This is a genomic window from Pseudonocardia oceani (assembly GCF_019263585.2).
Lineage (GTDB): Bacteria > Actinomycetota > Actinomycetes > Mycobacteriales > Pseudonocardiaceae > Pseudonocardia > Pseudonocardia oceani.
Genome location: NZ_JADQDF010000001.1, coordinates 1,545,196 through 1,566,256, shown reverse-complemented (window position 1 = coordinate 1,566,256; position 21,061 = coordinate 1,545,196). Strand labels below are relative to the sequence as shown.

At 75.2% G+C, this 21,061-nt stretch carries 20 protein-coding genes; 16 read left to right on the top strand and 4 right to left on the bottom strand.

Features of this window, described 5'->3' with window-relative positions; genetic code table 11:
* Positions 1-11: 11 nt before the first annotated feature.
* The 5 genes from I4I82_RS07700 to mnmA all read left to right on the top strand — a co-directional run bounded on the left by I4I82_RS07700 (position 12) and on the right by mnmA (position 5,067).
* A complete protein-coding gene (locus tag I4I82_RS07700; protein WP_218594308.1) occupies positions 12-956 on the top strand; it encodes an electron transfer flavoprotein subunit alpha/FixB family protein in 945 nt (314 codons plus the stop codon).
* A gap of 111 nt (positions 957-1,067) precedes the next feature.
* The gene (locus I4I82_RS07695) at positions 1,068-1,826 is read left to right on the top strand and encodes a GNAT family N-acetyltransferase (RefSeq protein WP_218595585.1); all 759 of its coding nucleotides are present in this window, start codon (positions 1,068-1,070) and stop codon (positions 1,824-1,826) included.
* Positions 1,823-2,683, top strand: a complete 861-nt coding sequence (locus tag I4I82_RS07690; protein ID WP_218595584.1) for a lysophospholipid acyltransferase family protein — start codon at positions 1,823-1,825, stop codon at positions 2,681-2,683. The genes I4I82_RS07695 and I4I82_RS07690 overlap by 4 nt, the downstream gene beginning before the upstream one ends.
* A 58-nt stretch (positions 2,684-2,741) precedes the next feature.
* The gene (locus I4I82_RS07685; protein WP_226369929.1) at positions 2,742-3,953 is read left to right on the top strand and encodes a cysteine desulfurase family protein; all 1,212 of its coding nucleotides are present in this window, start codon (positions 2,742-2,744) and stop codon (positions 3,951-3,953) included.
* Positions 3,954-3,999: 46 nt separating this feature from the next.
* Positions 4,000-5,067 carry a tRNA 2-thiouridine(34) synthase MnmA gene (mnmA, locus tag I4I82_RS07680; protein WP_218595583.1) on the top strand — a complete coding sequence of 356 codons (1,068 nt, stop codon included), beginning with the start codon at positions 4,000-4,002 and terminating at the stop codon, positions 5,065-5,067.
* Positions 5,068-5,153: 86 nt separating this feature from the next.
* Here mnmA and I4I82_RS07675 read toward each other — a convergent pair whose 3' ends face one another.
* Positions 5,154-5,459, bottom strand: coding sequence for a hypothetical protein (locus I4I82_RS07675; protein WP_218594543.1), 306 nt, complete (start codon positions 5,457-5,459; stop codon positions 5,154-5,156).
* 103 nt (positions 5,460-5,562) lie between these two features.
* On the opposite strand from I4I82_RS07675, the gene I4I82_RS07670 reads away from it, so the two are divergent.
* Both I4I82_RS07670 and I4I82_RS07665 read left to right on the top strand, forming a co-directional pair.
* Positions 5,563-6,378, top strand: coding sequence for a DUF1206 domain-containing protein (locus I4I82_RS07670; RefSeq protein WP_218595582.1), 816 nt, complete (start codon positions 5,563-5,565; stop codon positions 6,376-6,378).
* Between the two features lie 23 nt (positions 6,379-6,401).
* A complete protein-coding gene (locus I4I82_RS07665; RefSeq protein ID WP_218595581.1) occupies positions 6,402-7,685 on the top strand; it encodes a methionine synthase in 1,284 nt (427 codons plus the stop codon).
* On the opposite strand, the gene I4I82_RS07660 is transcribed toward I4I82_RS07665, so the two are convergent.
* The gene (locus tag I4I82_RS07660; protein WP_218595580.1) at positions 7,682-8,134 is read right to left on the bottom strand and encodes an SRPBCC family protein; all 453 of its coding nucleotides are present in this window, start codon (positions 8,132-8,134) and stop codon (positions 7,682-7,684) included. The two genes, I4I82_RS07665 and I4I82_RS07660, sit on opposite strands and share 4 nt — an antisense overlap.
* Before the next feature lie 50 nt (positions 8,135-8,184).
* On the opposite strand from I4I82_RS07660, the gene I4I82_RS07655 reads away from it, so the two are divergent.
* From I4I82_RS07655 to I4I82_RS07635, 5 genes are all read left to right on the top strand, one after another.
* Positions 8,185-8,721, top strand: coding sequence for a MarR family winged helix-turn-helix transcriptional regulator (locus I4I82_RS07655; protein ID WP_226369928.1), 537 nt, complete (start codon positions 8,185-8,187; stop codon positions 8,719-8,721).
* 10 nt (positions 8,722-8,731) lie between these two features.
* Positions 8,732-11,032: an NAD-dependent DNA ligase LigA gene (gene ligA / locus I4I82_RS07650; protein WP_226369927.1), complete on the top strand. Its 2,301-nt coding sequence runs from the start codon at positions 8,732-8,734 to the stop codon at positions 11,030-11,032.
* A gap of 502 nt (positions 11,033-11,534) precedes the next feature.
* Positions 11,535-12,254 (top strand): 3-keto-5-aminohexanoate cleavage protein, encoded by a 720-nt coding sequence (locus tag I4I82_RS07645; RefSeq protein WP_218589852.1) that lies wholly within the window; start codon positions 11,535-11,537, stop codon positions 12,252-12,254.
* Between the two features lie 90 nt (positions 12,255-12,344).
* Entirely contained in the window at positions 12,345-13,415 is a 1,071-nt protein-coding gene (locus I4I82_RS07640; protein WP_218589853.1) for a ferredoxin reductase, read from the top strand.
* Positions 13,416-13,426: 11 nt separating this feature from the next.
* Positions 13,427-14,617 (top strand): fatty acid desaturase family protein, encoded by a 1,191-nt coding sequence (locus I4I82_RS07635; protein WP_225920546.1) that lies wholly within the window; start codon positions 13,427-13,429, stop codon positions 14,615-14,617.
* Here the strand turns inward: I4I82_RS07635 and I4I82_RS07630 are convergent.
* Together I4I82_RS07630 and I4I82_RS07625 are read right to left on the bottom strand one after the other, a co-directional pair.
* Entirely contained in the window at positions 14,581-15,789 is a 1,209-nt protein-coding gene (locus I4I82_RS07630; protein ID WP_218589854.1) for a PucR family transcriptional regulator, read from the bottom strand. The genes I4I82_RS07635 and I4I82_RS07630 overlap by 37 nt on opposite strands.
* A 4-nt stretch (positions 15,790-15,793) precedes the next feature.
* Entirely contained in the window at positions 15,794-16,450 is a 657-nt protein-coding gene (locus I4I82_RS07625) for an ACT domain-containing protein (RefSeq protein ID WP_218595578.1), read from the bottom strand.
* Positions 16,451-16,630: 180 nt separating this feature from the next.
* On the opposite strand from I4I82_RS07625, the gene gatC reads away from it, so the two are divergent.
* The 4 genes from gatC to I4I82_RS07605 all read left to right on the top strand — a co-directional run bounded on the left by gatC (position 16,631) and on the right by I4I82_RS07605 (position 21,044).
* Positions 16,631-16,933: an Asp-tRNA(Asn)/Glu-tRNA(Gln) amidotransferase subunit GatC gene (gene gatC / locus I4I82_RS07620; RefSeq protein WP_172158996.1), complete on the top strand. Its 303-nt coding sequence runs from the start codon at positions 16,631-16,633 to the stop codon at positions 16,931-16,933.
* Entirely contained in the window at positions 16,930-18,411 is a 1,482-nt protein-coding gene (gene gatA / locus I4I82_RS07615) for an Asp-tRNA(Asn)/Glu-tRNA(Gln) amidotransferase subunit GatA (protein WP_218589856.1), read from the top strand. Before gatC ends, gatA begins: the two co-directional genes overlap by 4 nt.
* The gene (gene gatB, locus I4I82_RS07610) at positions 18,408-19,904 is read left to right on the top strand and encodes an Asp-tRNA(Asn)/Glu-tRNA(Gln) amidotransferase subunit GatB (RefSeq protein WP_218589857.1); all 1,497 of its coding nucleotides are present in this window, start codon (positions 18,408-18,410) and stop codon (positions 19,902-19,904) included. The genes gatA and gatB overlap by 4 nt, the downstream gene beginning before the upstream one ends.
* A 144-nt stretch (positions 19,905-20,048) precedes the next feature.
* Positions 20,049-21,044, top strand: coding sequence for a hypothetical protein (locus tag I4I82_RS07605; RefSeq protein ID WP_225920545.1), 996 nt, complete (start codon positions 20,049-20,051; stop codon positions 21,042-21,044).
* The last annotated feature ends 17 nt before the right edge of the window (positions 21,045-21,061 follow it).

Here is a 21,061-nt window from a genome sequence, read left to right as displayed (position 1 = left end):
GGAAGACCGATATGGCTGAGGTACTGGTCCTCGTCGACCACCTCGAGGGTGAGATCAAGAAGTCGACCTACGAGCTGCTGACCGCGGCCCGTGCGCTGGGCGAGCCGTCCGCGGTGGTCGTGGGCGCGGCGGGCACGGCGGCCAAGCTGGCCGACGGCCTGGCCGGGCACGGCGCGGAGAAGATCTACGTCGCCGAGACCGACGACGCGTCGTTCCTGACGCCCGAGGTGTCGGTGCTGGCCTCGCTGGTCGAGTCGGCGGCGCCGGCGGCGGTGCTGATCGCGGTCACCCCGGACGGCAAGGAGATCGCCGGTCGCCTGGCGGTCCGCACGAACTCGGCGTGGCTCAACGACGTCGTCGCCATCTCCGGTGACGGGGTGACGCACTCGGTGTTCGGTGGCGCGTACGTCGCCGAGGCCAAGGCCAACACCGGGCACCCGGTGATCACGCTGCGCCCGGGCTCGGTCGACATCGAGGCCACCGCGGGTGCGGGTGCCCAGGAGACCGTCACGGTGTCGGTCGACGGGCGCAACGCCACCGTCACCAGCCGGGAGCCGATCGTGGGCGGTGACCGTCCGGAGCTCACCGAGGCCTCGGTGGTCGTGTCCGGTGGCCGCGGTGTGGGTTCGGCGGACGACTTCGGTGTCGTCGAGGGCCTGGCCGACACCCTGGGTGCGGCCGTGGGCGCCTCGCGCGCGGCGGTCGACTCGGGCTACTACCCGCACCAGTTCCAGGTCGGTCAGACCGGGAAGACGGTGTCCCCGCAGCTCTACATCGCGCTGGGGATCTCGGGTGCGATCCAGCACCGGGCCGGGATGCAGACGTCGAAGACGATCATCGCGGTGAACAAGGACGCCGAGGCGCCGATCTTCGAGATCGCCGACTACGGCGTGGTGGGCGACCTGTTCACCGTCGCCCCGCAGCTCAAGGACGAGATCGCGAAGCGCAAGTCCTGATCCGCCGCCAGTTGCAGGAGAGCCACGGTCACGCCATCTGGTTGCGTGAACGTGGCTTTCCTGCAATGAGGGGTCGGGGTCCGGGTCACCTCCGAGGGCTACGAACAGCGGGTGACCGCATCGCAGCTGCTCGCCGCGACCCCACCGGCCGCCGCCTCCCGCTACTCCCTGCTGCTCACCACCGACGCCGCCGAGGTCCGCGCCGCCCAGCGGCTGCGCCACCGCGTGTTCGCGGGTGAGCTCGGCGCCCGCCTGCACAGCCCCGAACCGGGCCTGGACGTCGACCGCTTCGACGCCCACTGCGACCACCTCGTCGTCCGCGAGGACGCCACGGGCGAGATCGTCGGCACCTACCGGATGCTGCCGCCGGCCCGGGCCCGCGACGCCGGGGGCCTCTACGCCGAGGACGAGTTCGCGCTCGACGCCCTGGCCCCGCTGCGTGACTCGCTCGTCGAGACCGGCCGCTCGTGCGTGCACCCCGACCACCGCGACGGCGCCGTCATCAACCTCGTGTGGGCCGGCATCGCCCGCTACATGCTGCTCACCGGCCACCGCTGGCTGATCGGCTGCGCCAGCGTCCCGCTGGCCGACGGGGGAGCGCTTGCCGCGTCGGTGGCCGCGCGGGTCCGGGACGGGCACCTCTCGCCCCCGGACCGGCGCGTGACGCCGCACCGCCCCTGGACCCACGACGGCCCGGCCGTCCGCGCGCCGCTCCCGCCCCTGCTGCGCGGCTACCTGCGCCTGGGGGCGCAGGTGTGCGGCGCCCCCGCACACGATCCGGACTTCGGCTGCGCCGACTTCCCCGTCCTGCTCGGCCTCGACCACATGGACCCCCGCTACGCCCGGTTCTTCCTGGGGGAGGGGGCGTGAGCGCGCTGCACCGCGCTCCGGCGGCCTGGGTGCCCGTGCCGGTCTGCGGGCCCGCCTGCCTGCCCGGCGACGGACCGCGCGTCGGCGCGGCGCGGTTCGCCGCCCGGCTCGCGGGCCTCGTCGTCGTGCTGACGGCGACGGTCGCGGGGGTCGCCGTGCTGCGCGGGCGGGCCCGCCGCGGCTGGCTGCGCACCTGCGCCGGGGCCGCGCTGCGGGCCGCGGGGGTGCGGGCCGTCGTGTCCGGACGGCTGCCGCGCCACCGCGCGCTCGTCGTCGCCAACCACCTGTCCTGGATCGACGTGCTCGCCCTGTTCGCCGCCGGCACGGTGCGCATGCAGGCCAAGCGCGAGGTGCGCGACTGGCTCGTGCTCGGTCCGCTCGCCGCCCGCACCGGCGCCCTGTTCGTCGACCGCTCGGGCCTGCGCGCCCTGCCGGCCACCGTCGCCGAGACCGCCGACGCACTGCGCTCGGGCGCCGTCGTCGGGGTGTTCCCCGAGGGCACGACGTGGTGCGGCGCCGCGGCCGGGACGTTCCGGCGGGCCGCGTTCCAGGCCGCCGTCGACGCCGGGACGCCCGTCACACCGGTGGCGTTCGTGCTGCGCGACGGCGCGGGTCCCGCCACCGCGACCGGCGCCTTCGTCGGCGAGCAGACGCTCTGGGGCTCCCTGTGCCGCGTCCTGCGCGCACCCGCCCTGACCTGCGAGATGACGGTGCTGCCCGCGCTGGACCCGACCGGTTCGGACCGGCGGGCGCTCGCCTCGGCCGCGGCCACCGCCGTCGGCGCCGTGACCGGTGTGCCCCATCCCGTCCCCACCGCGCCCCGCCCCGTCGCCCGGCCCGTCCCCGTCGCCGCGTAGGCGGAAGCCCGGGCGACTATCCTCGGGTCGACCCAGCGACACGGGAAGGCCATGTGACGTGACGCCACCGAGCGCCGGCTCCACCTACCTCGACCATGCGGCGACCACGCCCATGCTCCCCGAGGCGGTGGCGGCGATGTCCGAGGCGCTGGCCCGCACCGGCAACGCGTCGTCGCTGCACTCGGCGGGCCGCCGCGCCCGCCGCGACGTCGAGGAGTCGCGCGAGCGCATCGCCGCGGCCGTCGGCGCGCGCCCGTCGGAGGTCGTGCTCACCACGGGCGGCACCGAGAGCGACAACCTCGCCGTCAAGGGCCTGTACTGGGCCCGCCACGCCGCCGACCCCCGCCGCGTCCGCGTCCTGCTGCCCGGCATCGAGCACCACGCCGTCCTCGACTCGGCCCAGTGGCTCGCCGAGCACTCCGGCGCCACCGTCGAGCACCTGCCCGTCGACGGCGTCGGCCGCGTCCGCCCGGAGGTGCTGCGGGCGGCGCTGGAGTCCGCGCCCGAGACCGTCGCGCTCGTGTCGGTGATGTGGGCCAACAACGAGGTCGGCACGGTCAACCCGGTCCGCGAGCTCGCGGAGATCGCCCACGAGTTCGACGTCCCGCTGCACACCGACGCCGTGCAGGCCGTCGGGATCCTCCCCGTCGACTTCACCGCGTCCGGCGTCGACGCCCTCACCCTCACCGGGCACAAGCTCGGCGGCCCGTACGGCGCGGGCGCGCTGCTGCTCGGGCGGACCGTGCAGCTCACGCCGCTGCTGCACGGCGGTGGGCAGGAGCGCGACGTGCGCTCGGGCACGCTCGACACCCCGGCCGTCGTCGGGCTGGCCACCGCCGTCGACCTCTCGGTGGCCGACGCCCCGCGCCGCGCCGCGATGCTCACCGGCCTGCGCGACGACCTCGTCGGCAAGGTCCTGGCCACGGTCGGCGACGCCACGCTCAACGGCGACCCCGGCACCGGCACCGTGGACGGCGGTCCGTCGCGGCTGCCCGGCAACGCCCACCTGTCGTTCCCCGGCTGCGAGGGCGACTCGCTGCTGATGCTGCTCGACGCCCACGGCATCGAGTGCTCCACCGGCTCCGCCTGCACCGCGGGCGTCGCGCAGCCCAGCCACGTCCTGCTCGCGATGGGCACCGACGAGGCCACCGCCCGCGGCTCGCTGCGCTTCTCCCTGGGGCACACCTCGCGCCCCGAGGACGTCGACGCGGTGGCGGCGGTGATCGGGCAGGTCGTGGAGCGCGCGCGGCGGGCCGGGGCGGGGCGCTGAGCGCATGAGGGTCCTGCCGTGAGGGTCCTGCCATGAGGGTTCTGTCATGAGGGTTCTGGCCGCGATGAGCGGCGGCGTCGACTCCGCCGTGGCCGCGGCGCGCGCCGTCGACGCCGGGCACGACGTCGTCGGGGTGCACCTGGCGCTGTCGGAGACGCCGGCGGCGCTGCGCGGCGGGTCGCGCGGCTGCTGCTCCAAGGAGGACGCCGGTGACGCCCGGCGCGCGGCCGACGTCCTCGACATCCCGTTCTACGTCTGGGACTTCGCCGCGCGCTTCACCGAGGACGTCGTCGACGACTTCGTGGCGGCCTACGCGGCGGGGGAGACCCCCAACCCGTGCCTGCGGTGCAACGAGAAGATCAAGTTCGCGGCGCTGCTCGACCGGGCGCTGGGGCTGGGCTTCGACGCCGTCTGCACCGGGCACTACGCGCAGCTGCGCCAGGGCGAGCTGTCCCGGGCCGTCGACGTCGACAAGGACCAGTCCTACGTCCTCGCGGTGCTCACCGCGCACCAGCTGCGGCACGCGATGTTCCCGCTCGGCGACACGCCCAAGCCGGCCGTGCGCGCCGAGGCCGCCGCACGCGGGCTGCGCGTCGCCGACAAGCCCGACAGCCACGACATCTGCTTCATCCCCTCCGGCGACACCCGCGCGTTCCTCGGCGCCCGCATCGGTACCCGGCCCGGCCCGGTCGTCGACGACGCCACGGGCGCGGAGCTGGGCCGCCACGACGGCGTCCACGGCTTCACGGTCGGGCAGCGCAAGGGCCTGGGCGTCGACGCCCCCGCCGCCGACGGCCGCCCCCGCTACGTGCTGGGGATCGAGCCGGTGTCGGGCACGGTGCGGGTGGGTCCGGCCGAGGCGCTCGACGTGCGCGCGATCGACGCGGCGGCCGCGGTGTGGAGCTCGGGCGAGGAGCCGGACGGGCCGTTCGCCTGCACGGTGCAGGTGCGTGCGCACGGGGGCCTGGCGCCCGCGGTCGTGCACCCCGGCCCCGGCGGGGTGCTGCGGGTGGAGCTGGGGGAGCCGCTGCGCGGGGTGGCCCCGGGGCAGGCGGTGGCGCTGTACGACGGGGACGTCGTGCGGGGGAGCGCGCGGATCACCGGTACGGGCTGACGCGCGGTCCCACCGAACGGCAGGAAAGCCACGTTCCTGCCCCTGGAGGGCGGGAAAGTGGCTTTCCTGAACCTCGCCGGGCCCCGTCAGGCCACCGTGATCGTCGTGATCATCCCCTGCAGGTGGTGCGGGATCTCGCCGTCCCCACCGACCGGGCAGAACAGGAAGTACGTCCCCGGCTCCAGCTCCGCGAGCGTCCCGCCGGTCTGCCCCGGAGCCGCCGCCGCGGCACCCGGCACGAGGTCGACCGCCCCGAACAGCTCCTCCATCGGCATCCGCCCCGGCGGCGAGCAGGGCGGGTAGGAGAGGCGTCCGGTGTCCACGGCGTCGAGGGTCGGCGCCGCGGGCCGCGCGGGGAGGGTGCCGGCACCCGTTCCGGCGGACACCAGCATGCCCTGTTCGGCCGTTCGGCCGCACCTGGCGCCGTCGGCCCGGTCACCGCTGGCGCCCTGGCCCCGGTGCCTGCCACGATGCGCCGACCCCGGGAGGCCCGAGATGCCCGACATCACCGCCGACGTCTCGCGCGACGACGCCACGGAGGGCGCGGGGGTCGTCCTGCGCACCGTCGGCCGGGTCGGGCTGGTGGCCTACGGGCTGGTGCACCTGTTCGTCGCGGGGCTCGCCGTGCAGGTTCCCTTCGGCGACCCCGAGCGGGCCGACAAGAAGGGCGCGCTGCAGGCCGTCGCGGCCACCGGGCCGGGGCTGGTGCTGCTGTGGGTCGTCACCGGGGGGCTCGTCGCGCTGGTGCTGTGGCAGCTCGCCGAGGCCGTGCTGGGGCACCACGAGTGCCCGCCGCGCCAGCGCGCTCTGCGGGTCGCGATCAACCTGGCCGAGGCCGGCCTGTTCGGGGTGCTCGCGTGGTCGGCCGGGTCGATCGCGGCCAAGGGCGGGGCGCCGTCGACGCAGCCGTCGTTCGCGTCGGTGGTGCTGGGCTGGCCGGGCGGTCCGGTGCTGGTGGGGCTGGCGGGCGTCGGCGTCGTGATCGGTTCGGCGTACGCGGTGCGGCGGGGGCTGCAGCACACGTTCCTGCGCGAGCTCGACCTGCGCGGTGCCGGGCTGCGGCGCTCCACGCTCGTCACGCGGACGGGGCAGGTGGGCTGGGTCGCGGCGGGCTTCGCGTACGGGGTGCCGGGGGTGCTGCTCGTCGTCGCCGCCGTGCGCTACGACCCGAAGCAGCCGACCACGCTGGACGCCGGGCTGCAGGCGCTCGCCGACCAGCCCTACGGCCCGCCGCTGCTGGTGCTGCTCGCGCTGGGGCTGACCGCGTTCGGCGTCTACTGCTTCTTCGACGCCCGCTATCGCGCCGGCTGAGCGCGCACTGGTAGACACGCGCCATGAGCACCGACGATCCGCTGGCCGCCGCGCTCGCCGCCGCCGGGCTCGCCCCCGCCGAGCCCGAGCCGCAGGACCCGCTGGCCGCCGCGCTGGCGGCCGCCGGCCTGGGGGGCGCCCGTCCCGGCGACCCGCCCCCGCCCCCGCCCGCGCCGCGCGCCGCCGTCGTCGTCGAGGAGGAGGACGAGACCCCGCGCGAGCGGCCCCGCTGGCCCGACGGCGCGGCCACCGGCGTCGGCTCGATGCCCGGCACCGACATCGCCGAGGCCTCGGCCATGATCGTCGGCGAGCTGCCGCTGCTGCCGCACCTGGCCGAGCTGCCCGCACGGGGCGTCGGCGCCGACATGATCGGGCGCACCGCGGCGCTGCTCGTCGACATCGCGGTGGAGGTCCGCCCCTCGGGCTACCGGGTCGTCTCGCGCGCCGGTCACGACCACCGTCGCGCCCTGGACCTGCTGCGCTTCGACCTCGACGCCCTCCAGGAGGCCTGCGAGCCGATCCGCCCGGGCTGGGTGAAGGTGCAGGCCGCGGGGCCGTGGACGCTCGCGGCCGGCGTCGAGCTGCGCACCGGGCACCGCGTCCTCACCGACCACGGAGCCGTGCGCGAGTTCGCGGCCAGCCTCACCGAGGGCCTGCGCGTGCACGTCGCCGAGGTGGCCGCGCGCACCGGTGCGCAGGTGCTGCTGCAGATCGACGAGCCGTCGCTGCCCGCGGTGCTCGGCGCCCGAATCCCGACGCCGTCGGGCTACGGCACGGTGCGGTCGGTCGCCGAGTCGGTGGCGTCGGACGTGCTGCGCGACCTGATCGCCGACGTCGGCGTGCCCGCCGTCCTGCACTGCTGCGCCGACGACGCGCCGCTGGCGCTCCTGGCGGGCGTCGGGGCGTCGGCGGTGTCGGTCGACGCCACCCGCCCCGCGGTGTCCGGGCGCACCGCCGTGCCCGCGGCGCTCGACCGCATCGGCGAGATCTGGGACGCCGGCACGCCGCTGCTGCTCGGGCTGGTGCCGTCGGTCGAACCGCGGGGGCGCGTGACGTCCCGGCGGCTCGCGCAGCCGGCGTTCGACTTGGCCGACCGCCTGGGCTTCGACCGCGTCCGCCTCTCCTCGCTGTGCGTGCCCACCCCCACGTGCGGGCTCGCCGGCGCGTCGCCTGCGTGGGCGCGGCGCGCCCTGGAGCTGTGCCGAGAGCTGGGCTCGGCCTTCCTGGACCCGCCCGACGTCGACCCCGACGCGGATCCCGACGACGACCGCGACGACCGGGACGAGGACCGCGACCGGCGCTCCTAGGTCCGCGGCACCGAGCACTCGACCAGCGCGCGCAGGCGGGCGGTGTCGGCGACGAGCCCGCGGTGCAGCACGACCCGCAGCAGCGGGGCGAACAGCCGCTGCGCGCCGTGCGGGCGAAGCCGCACCTCCAGCCGGAGGCGGCTGCGCCCGTCGCCGAGGTCGCGGACGGTGCGGGCGCCGTCGGCGTCGACGCCCGAGGTCGTGCGCCACGTGAAGCGGACGCCCGGCTCCACCTCCCCGACGACGCCGCCGTTGCGGTAGGCGCGGCCCATCGCGCGCATCCGCTCGTCGGTGGTGGTGCCCGGCCGCACGACGCCCGGCGGCGCCGGGGCCATCGTGGCGACGCCCTCGCGCCACTCCGGGTCGCGGCCGTAGTCGGCGACCAGGGCCCACACCGCGGCGGCGGGCGCGTCGATGTCGGTCTCGGCGCTGTACTCGATGCTGTTCATGCCACGAAAAGTACGACGTCGAAATGTACGGAGTCAAGTAGGCTGCCGTTGTGGACGCCGTCGACCGGTACATCGCGCAGTGGCGCGCCGAGCGGCCCGACCTGCCGCTGGAGGCCATGGGCACGTTCGGGCGGCTGGGCCGGCTGCTCGGCGTCGCGGGGCCGCTGATCGAGCGCGTGTTCACCGCGCACGGGCTCACCACCGGTGACTTCGACGTCCTCGCGTCCCTGCGCCGCTCCGGCGAGCCCTGGACCCTCACGCCGTCGGTGCTGGCGCGCGGCCTGATGCTCTCGCCCGCGGCGATGACCAACCGGCTCGACCGCCTCGAGGCCGCCGGCCTGGTCGACCGCGCGCTCGACCCCGACAACCGCCGCAGTATGCGCGTGAGCCTCACGGCGCAGGGGCGCGCCGTCGTCGACGCCGCCGTCACCGACCACGTCGCCAACGAGGAGCGCCTGCTCGACGCGCTCTCCGCCGACGAGCGCCGCACCCTCGACGACCTGCTGCGCACCCTGCTCGCCGCGGTGGAGGCCGAGCGCGACGCCGGTTCGGGTGAGCGCCCGGAAACCGTCGGTGGTCCTGGGTAACCTGCCGGTCGTGAGCCCAGTCGACGCCGCGGAGCGGCACGCGCAGCTGGCCGAGGAGGTCTCCGGGCACCTCTTCCGCTACCACGTCCTCGACGCGCCGATCATCTCCGACGGCCAGTTCGACGAGCTGTGGCGCGAGCTCCTGGCGCTGGAGGAGGCGCACCCCGAGCTCGTCACGCCGGAGTCGCCCACGCAGCGCGTCGGCGGGTTCTCCACGATCTTCACCGCGCACGACCACCTGGAGCGGATGCTCAGCCTCGACAACGCGTTCGCCGCCGACGAGCTGCGGGCATGGGCCGAGCGGGTCGCCCGCGACGTCGGCTCGGAGGAGGTGCACTACCTCTGCGAGCTCAAGATCGACGGGCTGGCGGTCAACCTGCTCTACGAGGACGGCAGGCTCACGCGCGCGCTCACCCGGGGCGACGGCCGCACGGGCGAGGACGTCACGCTCAACATGCGCACGCTCGTCGAGGTGCCCGAGCGCCTCACCGGCACCGACGAGTTCCCGGTGCCGGCGCTGGTCGAGGTGCGGGGCGAGGTCTACTTCCGGCTGGAGGACTTCCAGGCGCTCAACGCGCAGATGGTCGAGGCGGGCAAGCCGGTGTACGCCAACCCGCGCAACACCGCGGCGGGGTCGCTGCGGCAGAAGGACCCGCGGGTCACGGCGTCGCGCAACCTGCGCCTGATCTGCCACGGCTTCGGCAGGCGGGAGGGGTTCGCGCTGGTCCGCCAGTCGCAGGGTTACGACGCGCTGCGGGCGTGGGGGCTGCCGGTGTCGGAGCGCACCGTGGTGCTGTCGGGCGTCGACGAGGTGGTGGCGCACACCGAGTACTGGGGCGAGCACCGCCACGACATCGAGCACGAGATCGACGGCGTGGTGGTCAAGGTCGACGAGGTGGCGCTGCAGCGCCGGCTGGGCTCCACCTCGCGCGCGCCGCGCTGGGCGATCGCGTTCAAGTACCCGCCCGAGGAGGCGATCACGAAGCTCCTCGACATCGCTGTCAACGTCGGGCGCACCGGGCGGGTCACGCCGTTCGCGCAGATGGAGCCGGTCGTCGTCGCGGGGTCGACGGTGTCGATGGCCACGCTGCACAACGCCCACGAGGTCAAGCGCAAGGGCGTGCTGATCGGCGACCGCGTCGTCATCCGCAAGGCGGGCGACGTCATCCCCGAGGTGCTCGGGCCCGTCGTCGACGCGCGCGACGGCAGCGAGCGCGAGTTCGTCATGCCCACCCACTGCCCGGAGTGTGGCACGGCGCTCGCGCAGCAGAAGGCGGGCGACGCCGACCTGCGCTGCCCCAACTCCCGGTCCTGCCCCGCGCAGCTGCGGGAGCGGCTGTTCCACGTCGCCGGGCGCGGCGCCTTCGACATCGAGGGCCTGGGTTACGAGGCCGCCGTCGCGCTGCTGCAGGCCGGGGTGGTGCGCGACGAGGGCGACGTCTTCGCGCTCACCGAGGACGACCTCCTGCGCACCGACCTGTTCCGCACCAAGGCGGGGGAGCTCTCGGCCAACGGCCGCAAACTGCTGGTCAACCTGGAGTCGGCGAAGGACCGGCCGCTGTGGCGGGTGCTGGTCGGACTGTCGGTCCGCCACGTCGGCCCCACCGCCGCGCAGGCGCTGGCGCGCGAGTTCCGGTCGATGGACGCGATCGAGGCGGCGGCCGACGCGGCCGCCCGCGACACCGAGGCCGCGGGCCTGGTCATCACCTCCGACGGCTCGGCCGACGAACCGGCCGAGCCGGTGCCCGCCGCCGAGGTCGAGCCCGCGGCCCTGGCGCTCGAGGAGGGGGCGGAGGCGCCCGCGGAGCTGTCGGACGAGGAGCGGGCCGCGGCGGCGGAGAAGCAGGCGCGTGCGGAGACGCGGGCGCGGGCGAAGGCCCTGGCCGCGGCGCTGGCGCCGATCGCGGGCGTCGAGGGCGTCGGGCCGACCATCGCGGCCGCGCTGCGCGACTGGTTCTCCGTCGACTGGCACCGGGACGTCGTCGCCCGCTGGCGCGCCGCCGGGGTGCGGATGGCCGACGAGGAGGACGCGTCGGTGCCCCGCTCGCTGGAGGGCCTCTCGATCGTCGTCACCGGGTCGATGGAGGGCTTCTCCCGCGACGAGGCCAAGGAGGCCATCACCGCCCGCGGCGGCCGGGCCGCGGGCTCGGTGTCGAAGAAGACGGCGTTCGTGGTGGCCGGCGACGCCCCCGGGTCGAAGTACGACAAGGCCCTGGAGATCGGCGTCCCGGTTCTCGACGAGGCCGGCTTCCGGGTGCTGCTGGAGCGCGGACCCGAGGCGGCGAAGGAGGTGGCGACGGTCGACGCCTGACGGCCCGGCCCTCGCAGTTCGTGCGGAGTCCGCACGGGCGTCGGAGGCGACCGCCCGATCCGCCGCCCGCACCCACCCTTCCCGCGCGCCGAACATGCTCCCGCGCGTCCCCGGGGGCGTGCGGGAGCCGGATACGCGCGCGGCAACCGGGAACGCGCGCGGGACGGGCCGCCGATGCCCGGCCGCCCCGCTCGCTCCGCCGATGCCCGGCCGGCCCCGCTCGCTCCGCTGATGCCGGGTCGCGGCCTCGCCCGCTCCGTCGGTGCCGGGCCGAGGCCCGGCCGCCCCGCGCCCCGTCCTGATCATCGACGGGCCCTGCCGCATCCCGTGACCACCCACGCACCCACCGTCGATCCGCGCACCCACCAGCATCCCGCGAACCTCCGGACGTGCGCGAACGGCCGAGTGGAGTGCAGTCCGGGCCCCGCCGGCGGGGTCTGCACTCGGTGGGGCCGGGCCGGGAGCGCCGGGGCTAGGATCCTCCTGTGACGGGGGTGTACTGGTGCTGCAAGCGGTGCTGAACGGATCGCGTCCCGCCGACGCGCACCCCGCCCTGCCGGTCCTCGCGCGCCACCTGGCCCGGGACGCGCGGGCGGTCGCGCTGCACGGGATCTCCTCGGTGCACGTGCACCCGCGGGGTCCCGGCGCGGAGGAGACGCTCGACCCGGTGCACGTGGCCGACGCCGTGGCCGCGATCCGCGCCGAGGTGCCGCACATGGAGATCGGGGTGACCACCGGCCGGTGGATCCAGCCCGACCCGCGGCTGCGCATCGAGGCCGTGCTGGCCTGGGGCCGCCTCGGGATGGGCAAGCCCGACGTGTGCTCGGTGAACGTGCACGAGAAGGGCTGGACCGACGTGTGCGCGGCCGCCGCGTCCGTCGGCATCGGCGTCGAGCTCGGGGTGTGGACCGGCGGGGACGCCGTGACGCTGCGCACCACCGGCGTCCCGCCCGGCACGGTCCGGGTGCTGGCCGAGTCGACGGTGCCCGATCCCGACACGGCCGTCGCCGAGGGCGTCCGCATCCTGCGCGCGCTCGGCTCGCTGCAGGTCCCCGTGCTGCTGCACGGGGAGGAGGACGGGGCCTGGCCGGTGCTCGAGTACGCCATGCGCAACAACCTCGACACCCGCATCGGTTTCGAGGACGTCCTGGTTAGGCCGGACGGCTGGTTGGGTACAGGGAACGACGATCTCGTCGAGACGGCACTGAAACTGCGCTTCTGACCGGCAGGTCTTGCGTACGCAACAGAAACGGTGTCGCTGTCGTGGCCGCCAGCGTGGCCACCTGTCGAAAAGCGCAATACCGTTGCGGTCATGGGAGTTCTCAGCTCGATCGGCCGGCAGGCCTACACGGCGGCGGGATGGCTGACCCAGCCCCTGCTGCCCGACGACGTGCTGGGCACGCTCAACCCGATGTGGTCGGCGAGCGAGCCCCACGCCAAGGTCGTCGGCCTGCGTCGCGAGACCGCCGACACCACCACGCTGCTGCTGCGCCCGGGCCGGGCACGCACGCGCCACGTCCCCGGCCAGTTCGTCGGCCTGGGCGTCCGGCTCGACGGCGTGTGGCACTGGCGCACCTACTCGGCCACCTCGCGCCCCGCCGACGACCTGCTCGCCGTCACCGTCACCGCGGTGCCCGGCGGCGCGGTGTCCGGCGCGCTGGCCCACCGCACGCCGGTCGGCACGCTGGTCCGGCTCGGGCCGCCCGCGGGCGAGTTCGTCCTGCCGTCGCCGGTGCCGGAGAAGCTGCTGTTCGTCACCGCGGGCAGCGGCATCACCCCGGTGATGGGCATGCTGCGCGAGCTGGCCGTCACCCGCCCCGAGGCGCTCGACGGCGCGGTGCTCGTGCACTGCGACCGCACGCCGCGCGACGTCGTCTTCGGCCTCGAGCTCCGCGCGCTCGCCGCGTCCACCGGGCTGCGCCTCGTCGAGCGCCACACCGCGCTCGAGGGCCGGCTCACCGCCGACACCCTCGGCGACTGCGTCCCCGACTGGGCCGCCCGCCAGACCTGGCTCTGCGGTCCCGCCGGGATGATCGACGACCTCACCGCCCACTGGGCCCGCTCCGGCGACCCGGACACCCTCCACGTCGAGCGCTTCGTCCCCCCGGCCTTCGCCGGCGACAGCGCGGGCGGCACCGTCTCGTTCACCACCAGCGGCATCGCCGCGGAGGTCGCCCCCGGCACGCCGCTCATGGTGGCCGGCGAGGCGGCGGGCGCGGTCCTGCCCAGCGGCTGCCGCATGGGCATCTGCCACACCTGCGTCGGGCGCCTGCGCTCGGGCGCCGTCCGTGACCTCAACACCGGCGAGCTGCACGACACCCCGGGCGACCACGTCCGGACCTGCGTGTCGGGTGCCGCCGGTGACGTCGAGATCGAGCTCTAGGAGACATCCTCATGACCATCGCCATCGACAGACCCGTCACGCGCACCACCTCGATGCGCAAGTCCGAGCCGCTCGTCGTCGAGAACCCGCTGCCCAGCCGCGTCGCCGGCAGCGTGCCGACCATCGCCCCGAGCGCCGCCGCGCACCTGACGCCCGAGCAGTACGACGCGCTCGCCGTCGAGCTCGACGCCATCCGCGACGAGGTGATCGGCAGCCTCGGCGAGGCCGACGCCCAGTACATCCACAACGTGATCAAGCTGCAGCGCGGCCTGGAGATCGCCGGCCGCGGCGCGCTGATCTTCTCGCTCAACCCGGCGGCCTGGATGGCCGGCACGGCGGCGCTCTCGGTCGCCAAGATCCTCGACAACATGGAGATCGGGCACAACGTCCTCCACGGCCAGTGGGACTGGATGAAGGACCCGAAGATCCACTCCACGACCTGGGAGTGGGACCACGCGTCCACGTCCAAGGCCTGGCAGAAGTCGCACAACTACGAGCACCACACGTTCACCAACGTGCGGGGCAAGGACCGCGACCTGGGCTACGCGGTCATGCGCGTCACGCCCGAGCAGCCGTGGCGCCCGATCGACCTGATCCAGCCGCTCACGAACGTCGGCCTCTCGCTGATCTTCGAGTGGGGCATCGCGATCTACGACATCGAGCTCGAGAAGGTCCAGGAGGGCACCAAGCCCTGGGCGCAGGCCAAGCAGGAGCTCAAGGCGCTGTGGCGCAAGACGCGCAAGCAGCTCGCGAAGGACTACGTGCTGTTCCCGCTGCTGTCGGGCCCCGGCTTCGTGTCGACGGCGGTCGCGAACCTGACGGCCAACACCGTCCGCAACATCTGGTCCCACGCGGTGATCTTCTGCGGGCACTTCCCGGACGGTGTGGAGTCGTTCGAGGAGTCGCGGCTGGAGAACGAGTCGCAGGGCGAGTGGTACGTCCGCCAGATGCTCGGCTCGGCCAACCTCACGGGTAGCCCGACCTTCCACCTGATGACGGGCAACCTGAGCCACCAGATCGAGCACCACCTGTTCCCGGACGTCCCGAGCAACCACTACGCCCGGATCGCCCCGCGGGTGCGCGAGATCTGCGAGCGCTACGGCCTGCCCTACACCGCGGGCCCGCTGCCCAAGCAGTACGCCAAGGTGGTCCGCAAGATCATCCGCTACGCGTTCCCCGGCGGCGGCCCGAAGGCTGCCTGAGACGGGGCGTCGGGCTCGGCGGGTGGCGCGCTGCGCAGCGCCACCGCCAGCTCCAGGCGCGCGAGCGGGTCGTCCAGCGCCCCGCCGAAGGTGTCCCGGAGCTGGGCCAGGCGGTAGCGGACGGTCTGCGGGTGCACGTGCAGGGCGCCCGCGGTGGCGGTGACGTCGCCGTGCGCGTCCAGCCACGCCCGCAGTGTCTCCTCGGCGCGGGCGGCGGCCCCGGCGGGCAGCTCCTGGAGCGGGGCGAGCGCGCGGGCGCGCAGGTCGTCGGCCAGTTCCGGCTGGCCCGCGAGCAGCAGCGCGAGCAGGTGCTCGTCGGCCCGGACCAGTCGGTCGGCCGTCGGGCCCAGCCGCCCGGCCGCGTGCAGCGGCCAGGCCGTGCGCGCGCGGGCGATCGAGCGGTGCGCCTCCCCGATCTCGACGACCGGGCCGAGCACCGCGCGACGCTCGCCCGTGCCGGCCCGGACGCGCTCGATCCATCCCGTCCGGTCGACGACGGGCACCAGCGCGAGCCCCACCGGGTCGACGTCCGCGGCCACCGCCGACGGGATCCGCGCGGCCACCTCCACGACGTCCTGGACGGCCAGCGCCGCCAGCCGCGGCGGCAGCGGCCACCCCGCGGCGGCCGCGGCGCGCTCCACCTCGGCGACGGGCGCGGGCGGCTGCTGCGAGAGCAGCTCGACCAGGGCGTGCCGCCGGGTCTGCAGCGACCCCGCGCGGCTCGACTCCTCGGCCGCCCACCCGGCCACCGACGCCGCCGAGAGCTGCTCGATGTAGGTGAACAGTGCCTCGGCCAGGGCGAAGATGACCTCCGGCGGGAGCTGGCGGGCCGTGGCGCTGCCGCCGAGCCGGCGCCACAGCAGCCGGCTGCCGACCTGGTAGGCCGACTGCAGCGCGGCCAGCGTCCGCCCCTCGCGGTGCTCGAGCTGGCCCAGCGCGCGGTAGACGCGGGTGTCGGTGAGGGCCTCGTCGCGGCCCAGCAGATCGACGAACTGGCCCAGCGCCACCGACACGCCCTCGGTGATCCGCATGCCGAAGCGGCCGGTCAGCGGGCGGGCGTAGTCGGGCACCTCCGCGCGGACGACGGTGATGATCTCCTCGACGGCCCCGGCCAGCTCGGGCCGCACGGCGGCCCCGACCCAGCTCGGCACGCGCGCCCAGGGACGGTCCACCGGACTACGACCCGAGGATGGTCGTCACGATCCCGGCGAGGTGGGCGAGGCGGGCCAGCTCCGAGGGCCGGAACGCCGGTCCGCCCGGACGCCCGACGACCAGCGCGTGCGGCGTGGACGGGCCGAAGGGCGCCGCGGCGAGCTCGGTGTCGAGCTCGGTCCACGGCTGCGGCACCTCGTGCACCGCGGGGTCGACGGCGATCGCCCGCTTGAGCGGCAGCCACGGGAGGTCGGCGGCGATCGTCTCGGGCGCTGCGGAGCTCTCCGCGATCCGGTAGGCGCGCGTGCCCTCGCGCGCCGCGACCAGCGCCCACCCGGCCCGGAAGATCCGCGGCACGCCCTCGGCGAGCAGCTGCAGCCCGTGCCCGGGGTCGACCGTGACGGCCTCGATCAGCTCCAGCTCGCGGTGGGTGTCGAGCTTGCCCGAGTGCGGCCGCACCGACTCCACCTGCACGCCCGGCACCGACTCCGCCGCCGTGATGAGGACGTCCGGCGGACGGCCCGAGGGGAGCTCCACGGCGAGGTCGTCGACGGCGTGCCCGCGCGAGCGCTCGACGACGTCGACGCCCAGGATGTCGGCGCCCGCGTTGCCGAGCGCGGTGGCCACGGCCCCGAGACTGCCCGGCTGGTCCGGGAGCACCACCCGGAGCAGGAACGACACGCCACGCCTCCTCGACCCGTCCCGCAGGCGCGGCACTGGGTGGGGATTCTGTCAGGGTCCGGGCCCCCGCACGCAACAACGGAGCGTGTCGGGCCGGGGACTAGACTCACGGTGTCGGGCTGCCGCGCCGTCGCGCCCCGACCGACACCGCCCCCGCCGCAGAACCTCCTGGAGGGTCCATTGTCCGCCGCGATCACCCGTGACGAGGTCGCACACCTCGCCCGGCTGGCCCGGCTCGCCGTCACCGACGACGAGCTCGAACTGTTCGCCGGCCAGCTCGACGTGATCCTGGGGTCGGTCGCCCGGGTGGGGGAGGTCGCCGCCGACGACATCCCGCCGACGTCGCACGCGGTGCCGCTGGAGAACGTCTTCCGCCCCGACGAGCTGCGCCCCGGGCTGAGCCAGGAGCAGGCGCTCTCGGGCGCCCCCGCCGCCGAGGACGGCCGCTTCCGCGTGCCGCGGATCCTGGGGGAGGAGGCATGAGCGCGGACCTCACCCGGATGACCGCCGCCGACCTGGCGTCGCGGATCCACTCCCGCGAGGTGTCGGCCGTCGAGGTCGCGCAGGCCCACCTCGACCGCATCGCCGCGGTCGACGGCGGCGTCCACGCGTTCCTGCACGTCGCCACGGACGCCGCGCTCGCCTCGGCCGCCCTCGTCGACGACTCGCTGGCCGCCGGCAGCGCCCCCGCGTCGCCGCTGGCCGGGGTGCCGCTCGCGCTCAAGGACGTCTTCACCACCTCCGACATGCCCACCACCGCGGGCTCCCGGATCCTCGAGGGCTGGCGACCGCCCTACGACGCAGGAGTCACCGCCCGGCTGCGCGGCGCCGGCGTCACGATCCTGGGCAAGACCAACATGGACGAGTTCGCGATGGGCTCGTCCACCGAGTACTCGGCCTACGGCGTCACCCGCAACCCGTGGGACGCCTCGCGCGTGCCGGGCGGCTCCGGCGGCGGTTCCGCGGCGGCGCTCGCCGCGTTCGAGGCGCCGCTCGCGATCGGCACCGACACCGGCGGCTCGATCCGCCAGCCCGCCGCGTTCACCGGCACCGTCGGCGTCAAGCCCACCTACGGCGGCGTCTCCCGCTACGGCCTCATCGCCTGCGCGTCCTCGCTGGACCAGGGCGGGCCGTGCGCGCGCACCGTCCTCGACGCCGCGCTGCTGCACGAGGTCATCGGCGGGCACGACCCGCTCGACTCCACCTCGATCGACGCGCCCGTCCCGTCGGTCGTCGCGGCCGCGCGCCAGGGCGCCGACGGCGACCTGTCCGGCCTGCGCGTCGGCGTCGTCCGCGAGCTCACCGGCGAGGGCTACCAGCCCGGCGTCCAGGCCTCGTTCGACGCCGCGCTGCGCCAGCTCGAGAAGCTGGGCGCCGACGTCGTCGAGGTCTCCTGCCCGCACTTCGAGTACGGGCTCGCGGCCTACTACCTGATCCTGCCCAGCGAGGTCTCGTCCAACCTGGCCCGCTTCGACGCCATGCGCTACGGCCTGCGCGTCTCGGAGGGCGCCTCGGCGGAGGCGGTCATGGCCGCCACGCGCGAGGCCGGCTTCGGCCCGGAGGTCAAGCGCCGCATCATCCTGGGCACCTACGCGCTGTCCAGCGGCTACTACGACGCCTACTACGGGCAGGCGCAGAAGGTCCGCACGCTGATCTCGCGCGACTTCGCCGCCGCGTTCACCCACGCCGACGTCCTCGTGTCGCCGGCCACGCCCACCACGGCGTTCCCGATCGGCGACAAGGTCGACGACCCGCTGGCGATGTACCTCAACGACCTCGCCACGATCCCGACCAACCTGGCCGGCACCGCCGCGATGTCGGTGCCGTCGGGTCTGTCCGACGGCCTGCCGGTCGGCCTGCAGATCATGGCGCCTGCGCTCGGGGAGGCCGTGATGTACCGCGTGGCCGCCGCCTACGAGTCCACCCGCGAGCCCCTCGTCGCCCCGGAGGTGTCCCGATGACCGCGTCCCTGGTCGACTTCGACGACGTCGTCGAGCGCTACGACCCGATGCTCGGGCTCGAGGTGCACGTCGAGCTCAACACCGCCACGAAGATGTTCTGCGGCTGCCCCACGGGGTTCGGCGCGGAGCCGAACACCCAGGTGTGCCCGACGTGCCTGGGCCTGCCCGGGTCGCTGCCGGTCGTCAACCGGGCGGCGGTGGAGTCGGCCATGCGCATCGGGCTGGCGCTGAACTGCTCGATCGCCCCCTGGGGCCGGTTCGCCCGGAAGAACTACTTCTACCCGGACATGCCGAAGAACTTCCAGACCTCGCAGTACGACGAGCCGATCGCCGTCGACGGGTACCTCGACGTCACGCTCGACGACGGCGAGGTCGTCCGCGTGGAGATCGAGCGCGCGCACATGGAGGAGGACACCGGCAAGTCGCTGCACGTCGGCGGCGCGACCGGGCGGATCCACGGCGCGGAGTACTCGTTGCTCGACTACAACCGCGCCGGCGTCCCGCTGATCGAGATCGTCACGAAGATGATCCCCGGCACCCGGGAGCGGGCGCCGGAGGTGGCGCGCGCGTACGTCACCGCGCTGCGCGACCTGATCAAGGCCCTCGGCGTGTCCGACGTGCGCATGGACCAGGGCTCGATGCGCTGCGACGTGAACCTGTCGCTGTCGCCGCGCGGCTCGGGCGTCCTGGGCACGCGGTCGGAGACGAAGAACGTCAACTCGCTGCGGTCGGTCGAGCGCGCGGTGCGCTACGAGATGAGCCGCCACGCGGCCGTGCTCGACGCGGGCGAGAAGGTCGTGCAGGAGACGCGGCACTTCCAGGAGGACACGGCCAGCACCCGCTCGGGCCGCATCAAGGAGACCTCCGAGGACTACCGCTACTTCCCCGAGCCCGACCTGGTGCCGATCGCGCCGTCGGCGGAGTGGGTGGAGGAGCTGCGGGGCACGCTGCCCGAGCTGCCCTGGGCCCGCCGCGCGCGGCTGCAGGCCGACTGGTCGCTGTCGGACGAGGAGCTGCGCGACCTGGTCAACGCCGGCGCGCTCGACCTCATCGAGGCCACCGTCGCCGCGGGCGCGCCCGCCGGCGAGGCGCGGTCGTGGTGGGTGGCGTACCTGACGCAGCAGGCCAACGCCCGCGAGGTCGCCCTCGACGCCCTGCCGATCACCCCGGCCCAGGTGGCCCGGGTCGTCGAGCTGGTGGCGAGCGGGGAGCTGAACAACAAGCTCGCCCGCCAGGCCGTCGACGGCGTGCTGGCCGGCGAGGGCGGTCCCGACGAGGTCGTGGCGGCGCGCGGGCTGAAGGTCGTGTCCGACGACGGCCCGCTGATCGCCGCCGTCGACGAGGCCCTGGCCGCCCAGCCCGACGTGGCGGAGAAGATCCGCGGCGGCAAGGTGGCGGCGGCGGGGGCGATCGTCGGCGCGGTGATGAAGGCGACGAAGGGCCAGGCCGACGCCAAGCGGGTCCGTGAGCTGATCATCGAGCGCTGCGGCTGACGCCGCCCGTGAGCGGCGATCGTGGCCAGGACCACGATCGCCACTCACGACCCCCGGGTGCGGAGCTGTCCACATCGCACCCCCGGCATCCACAGGTTCGAAGGACCTCGCTCCGGTCGGGCGGCGGTGCGTCACGGTCGTGGCATGAGCACCCCGACCCGCAGGTCCGTCCCGCCATCCGTCGTGACTCCCCTCCAGCAGGACCGCTGGGACGCGCTCCTCGTCGCCCAGGCCGGTGTGGTCCACGTCCGTCAGCTGCGCGCGTTCGGCGTCACCGAGGCGATGCTCCTCGCGCAGGTCGAGGGGGAGCGCTGGCGGTGGATCGTGCACGGCGTCTACGCCACGTTCACGGGTCCACTGCCTCAGGCGTCGCGCGTCTGGGCGGCGCTGCTCTACGGCGGCGCGGCGGCGGTCCTGAGCCACGGCACCGCTGCGGCGGCGTGGGGACTCGCGCCGGTCGATCCCGGTCCGGTGCACATCACGGTGCCCTACGGGGCGTCGGCGGTCTCGCAGGGCGACCTGGTCGTCGTGCACCGCTCACGCGCCCACCGCCACATCGTGGTGGCCACCGACCCGCCGCGGACCTCGGCGGCCGACACCGTGATCGACGTGGCGGTCGAGGAGGACGACGCCCGCGCGGCGTGCACGGTCCTCACCGGCCTGATGACCGGTGCCCGCGTCCGTCCGCTCGACGTCGAGCGGCGGCTGGTCGAGCGGCCACCCCGCCGGTACCGACGGGCCCTCGCCGCCGCGGTGGGGCGCGTGCGCCACGGCGTCCAGTCGGCGCTGGAGGAGCTGTACGCGGTCGAGGTCGAGCAGGCGCACGGGCTGCCGCCCGCCGTCCGGCAGGTCCCCGTGGTCGTCGACGGCACCACGCTGTGGGAGGACGCGGTGTACGACCACCTCGGCGTGCCCCTGACGGTCCGGCTCGACGGGCGCACCCACCTGCGCGACGACGTGGCGTTCCGCGACCGCCGCCGGGACAACGCCGCCGAGCTCGCAGGCCGCTCCCGCCTGGTCTTCGGCTGGGCCGACCTCTCGGCCGACCCGTGCGGCGGTGCGCGCGAGGTCGCCCATGTGCTGCGGCGACACGGCTGGGACGGCCGTGCCGCCTGCCCGAGGTGCGCTCCGCGCTCGTGAGTGGCAACCGTGGCTCT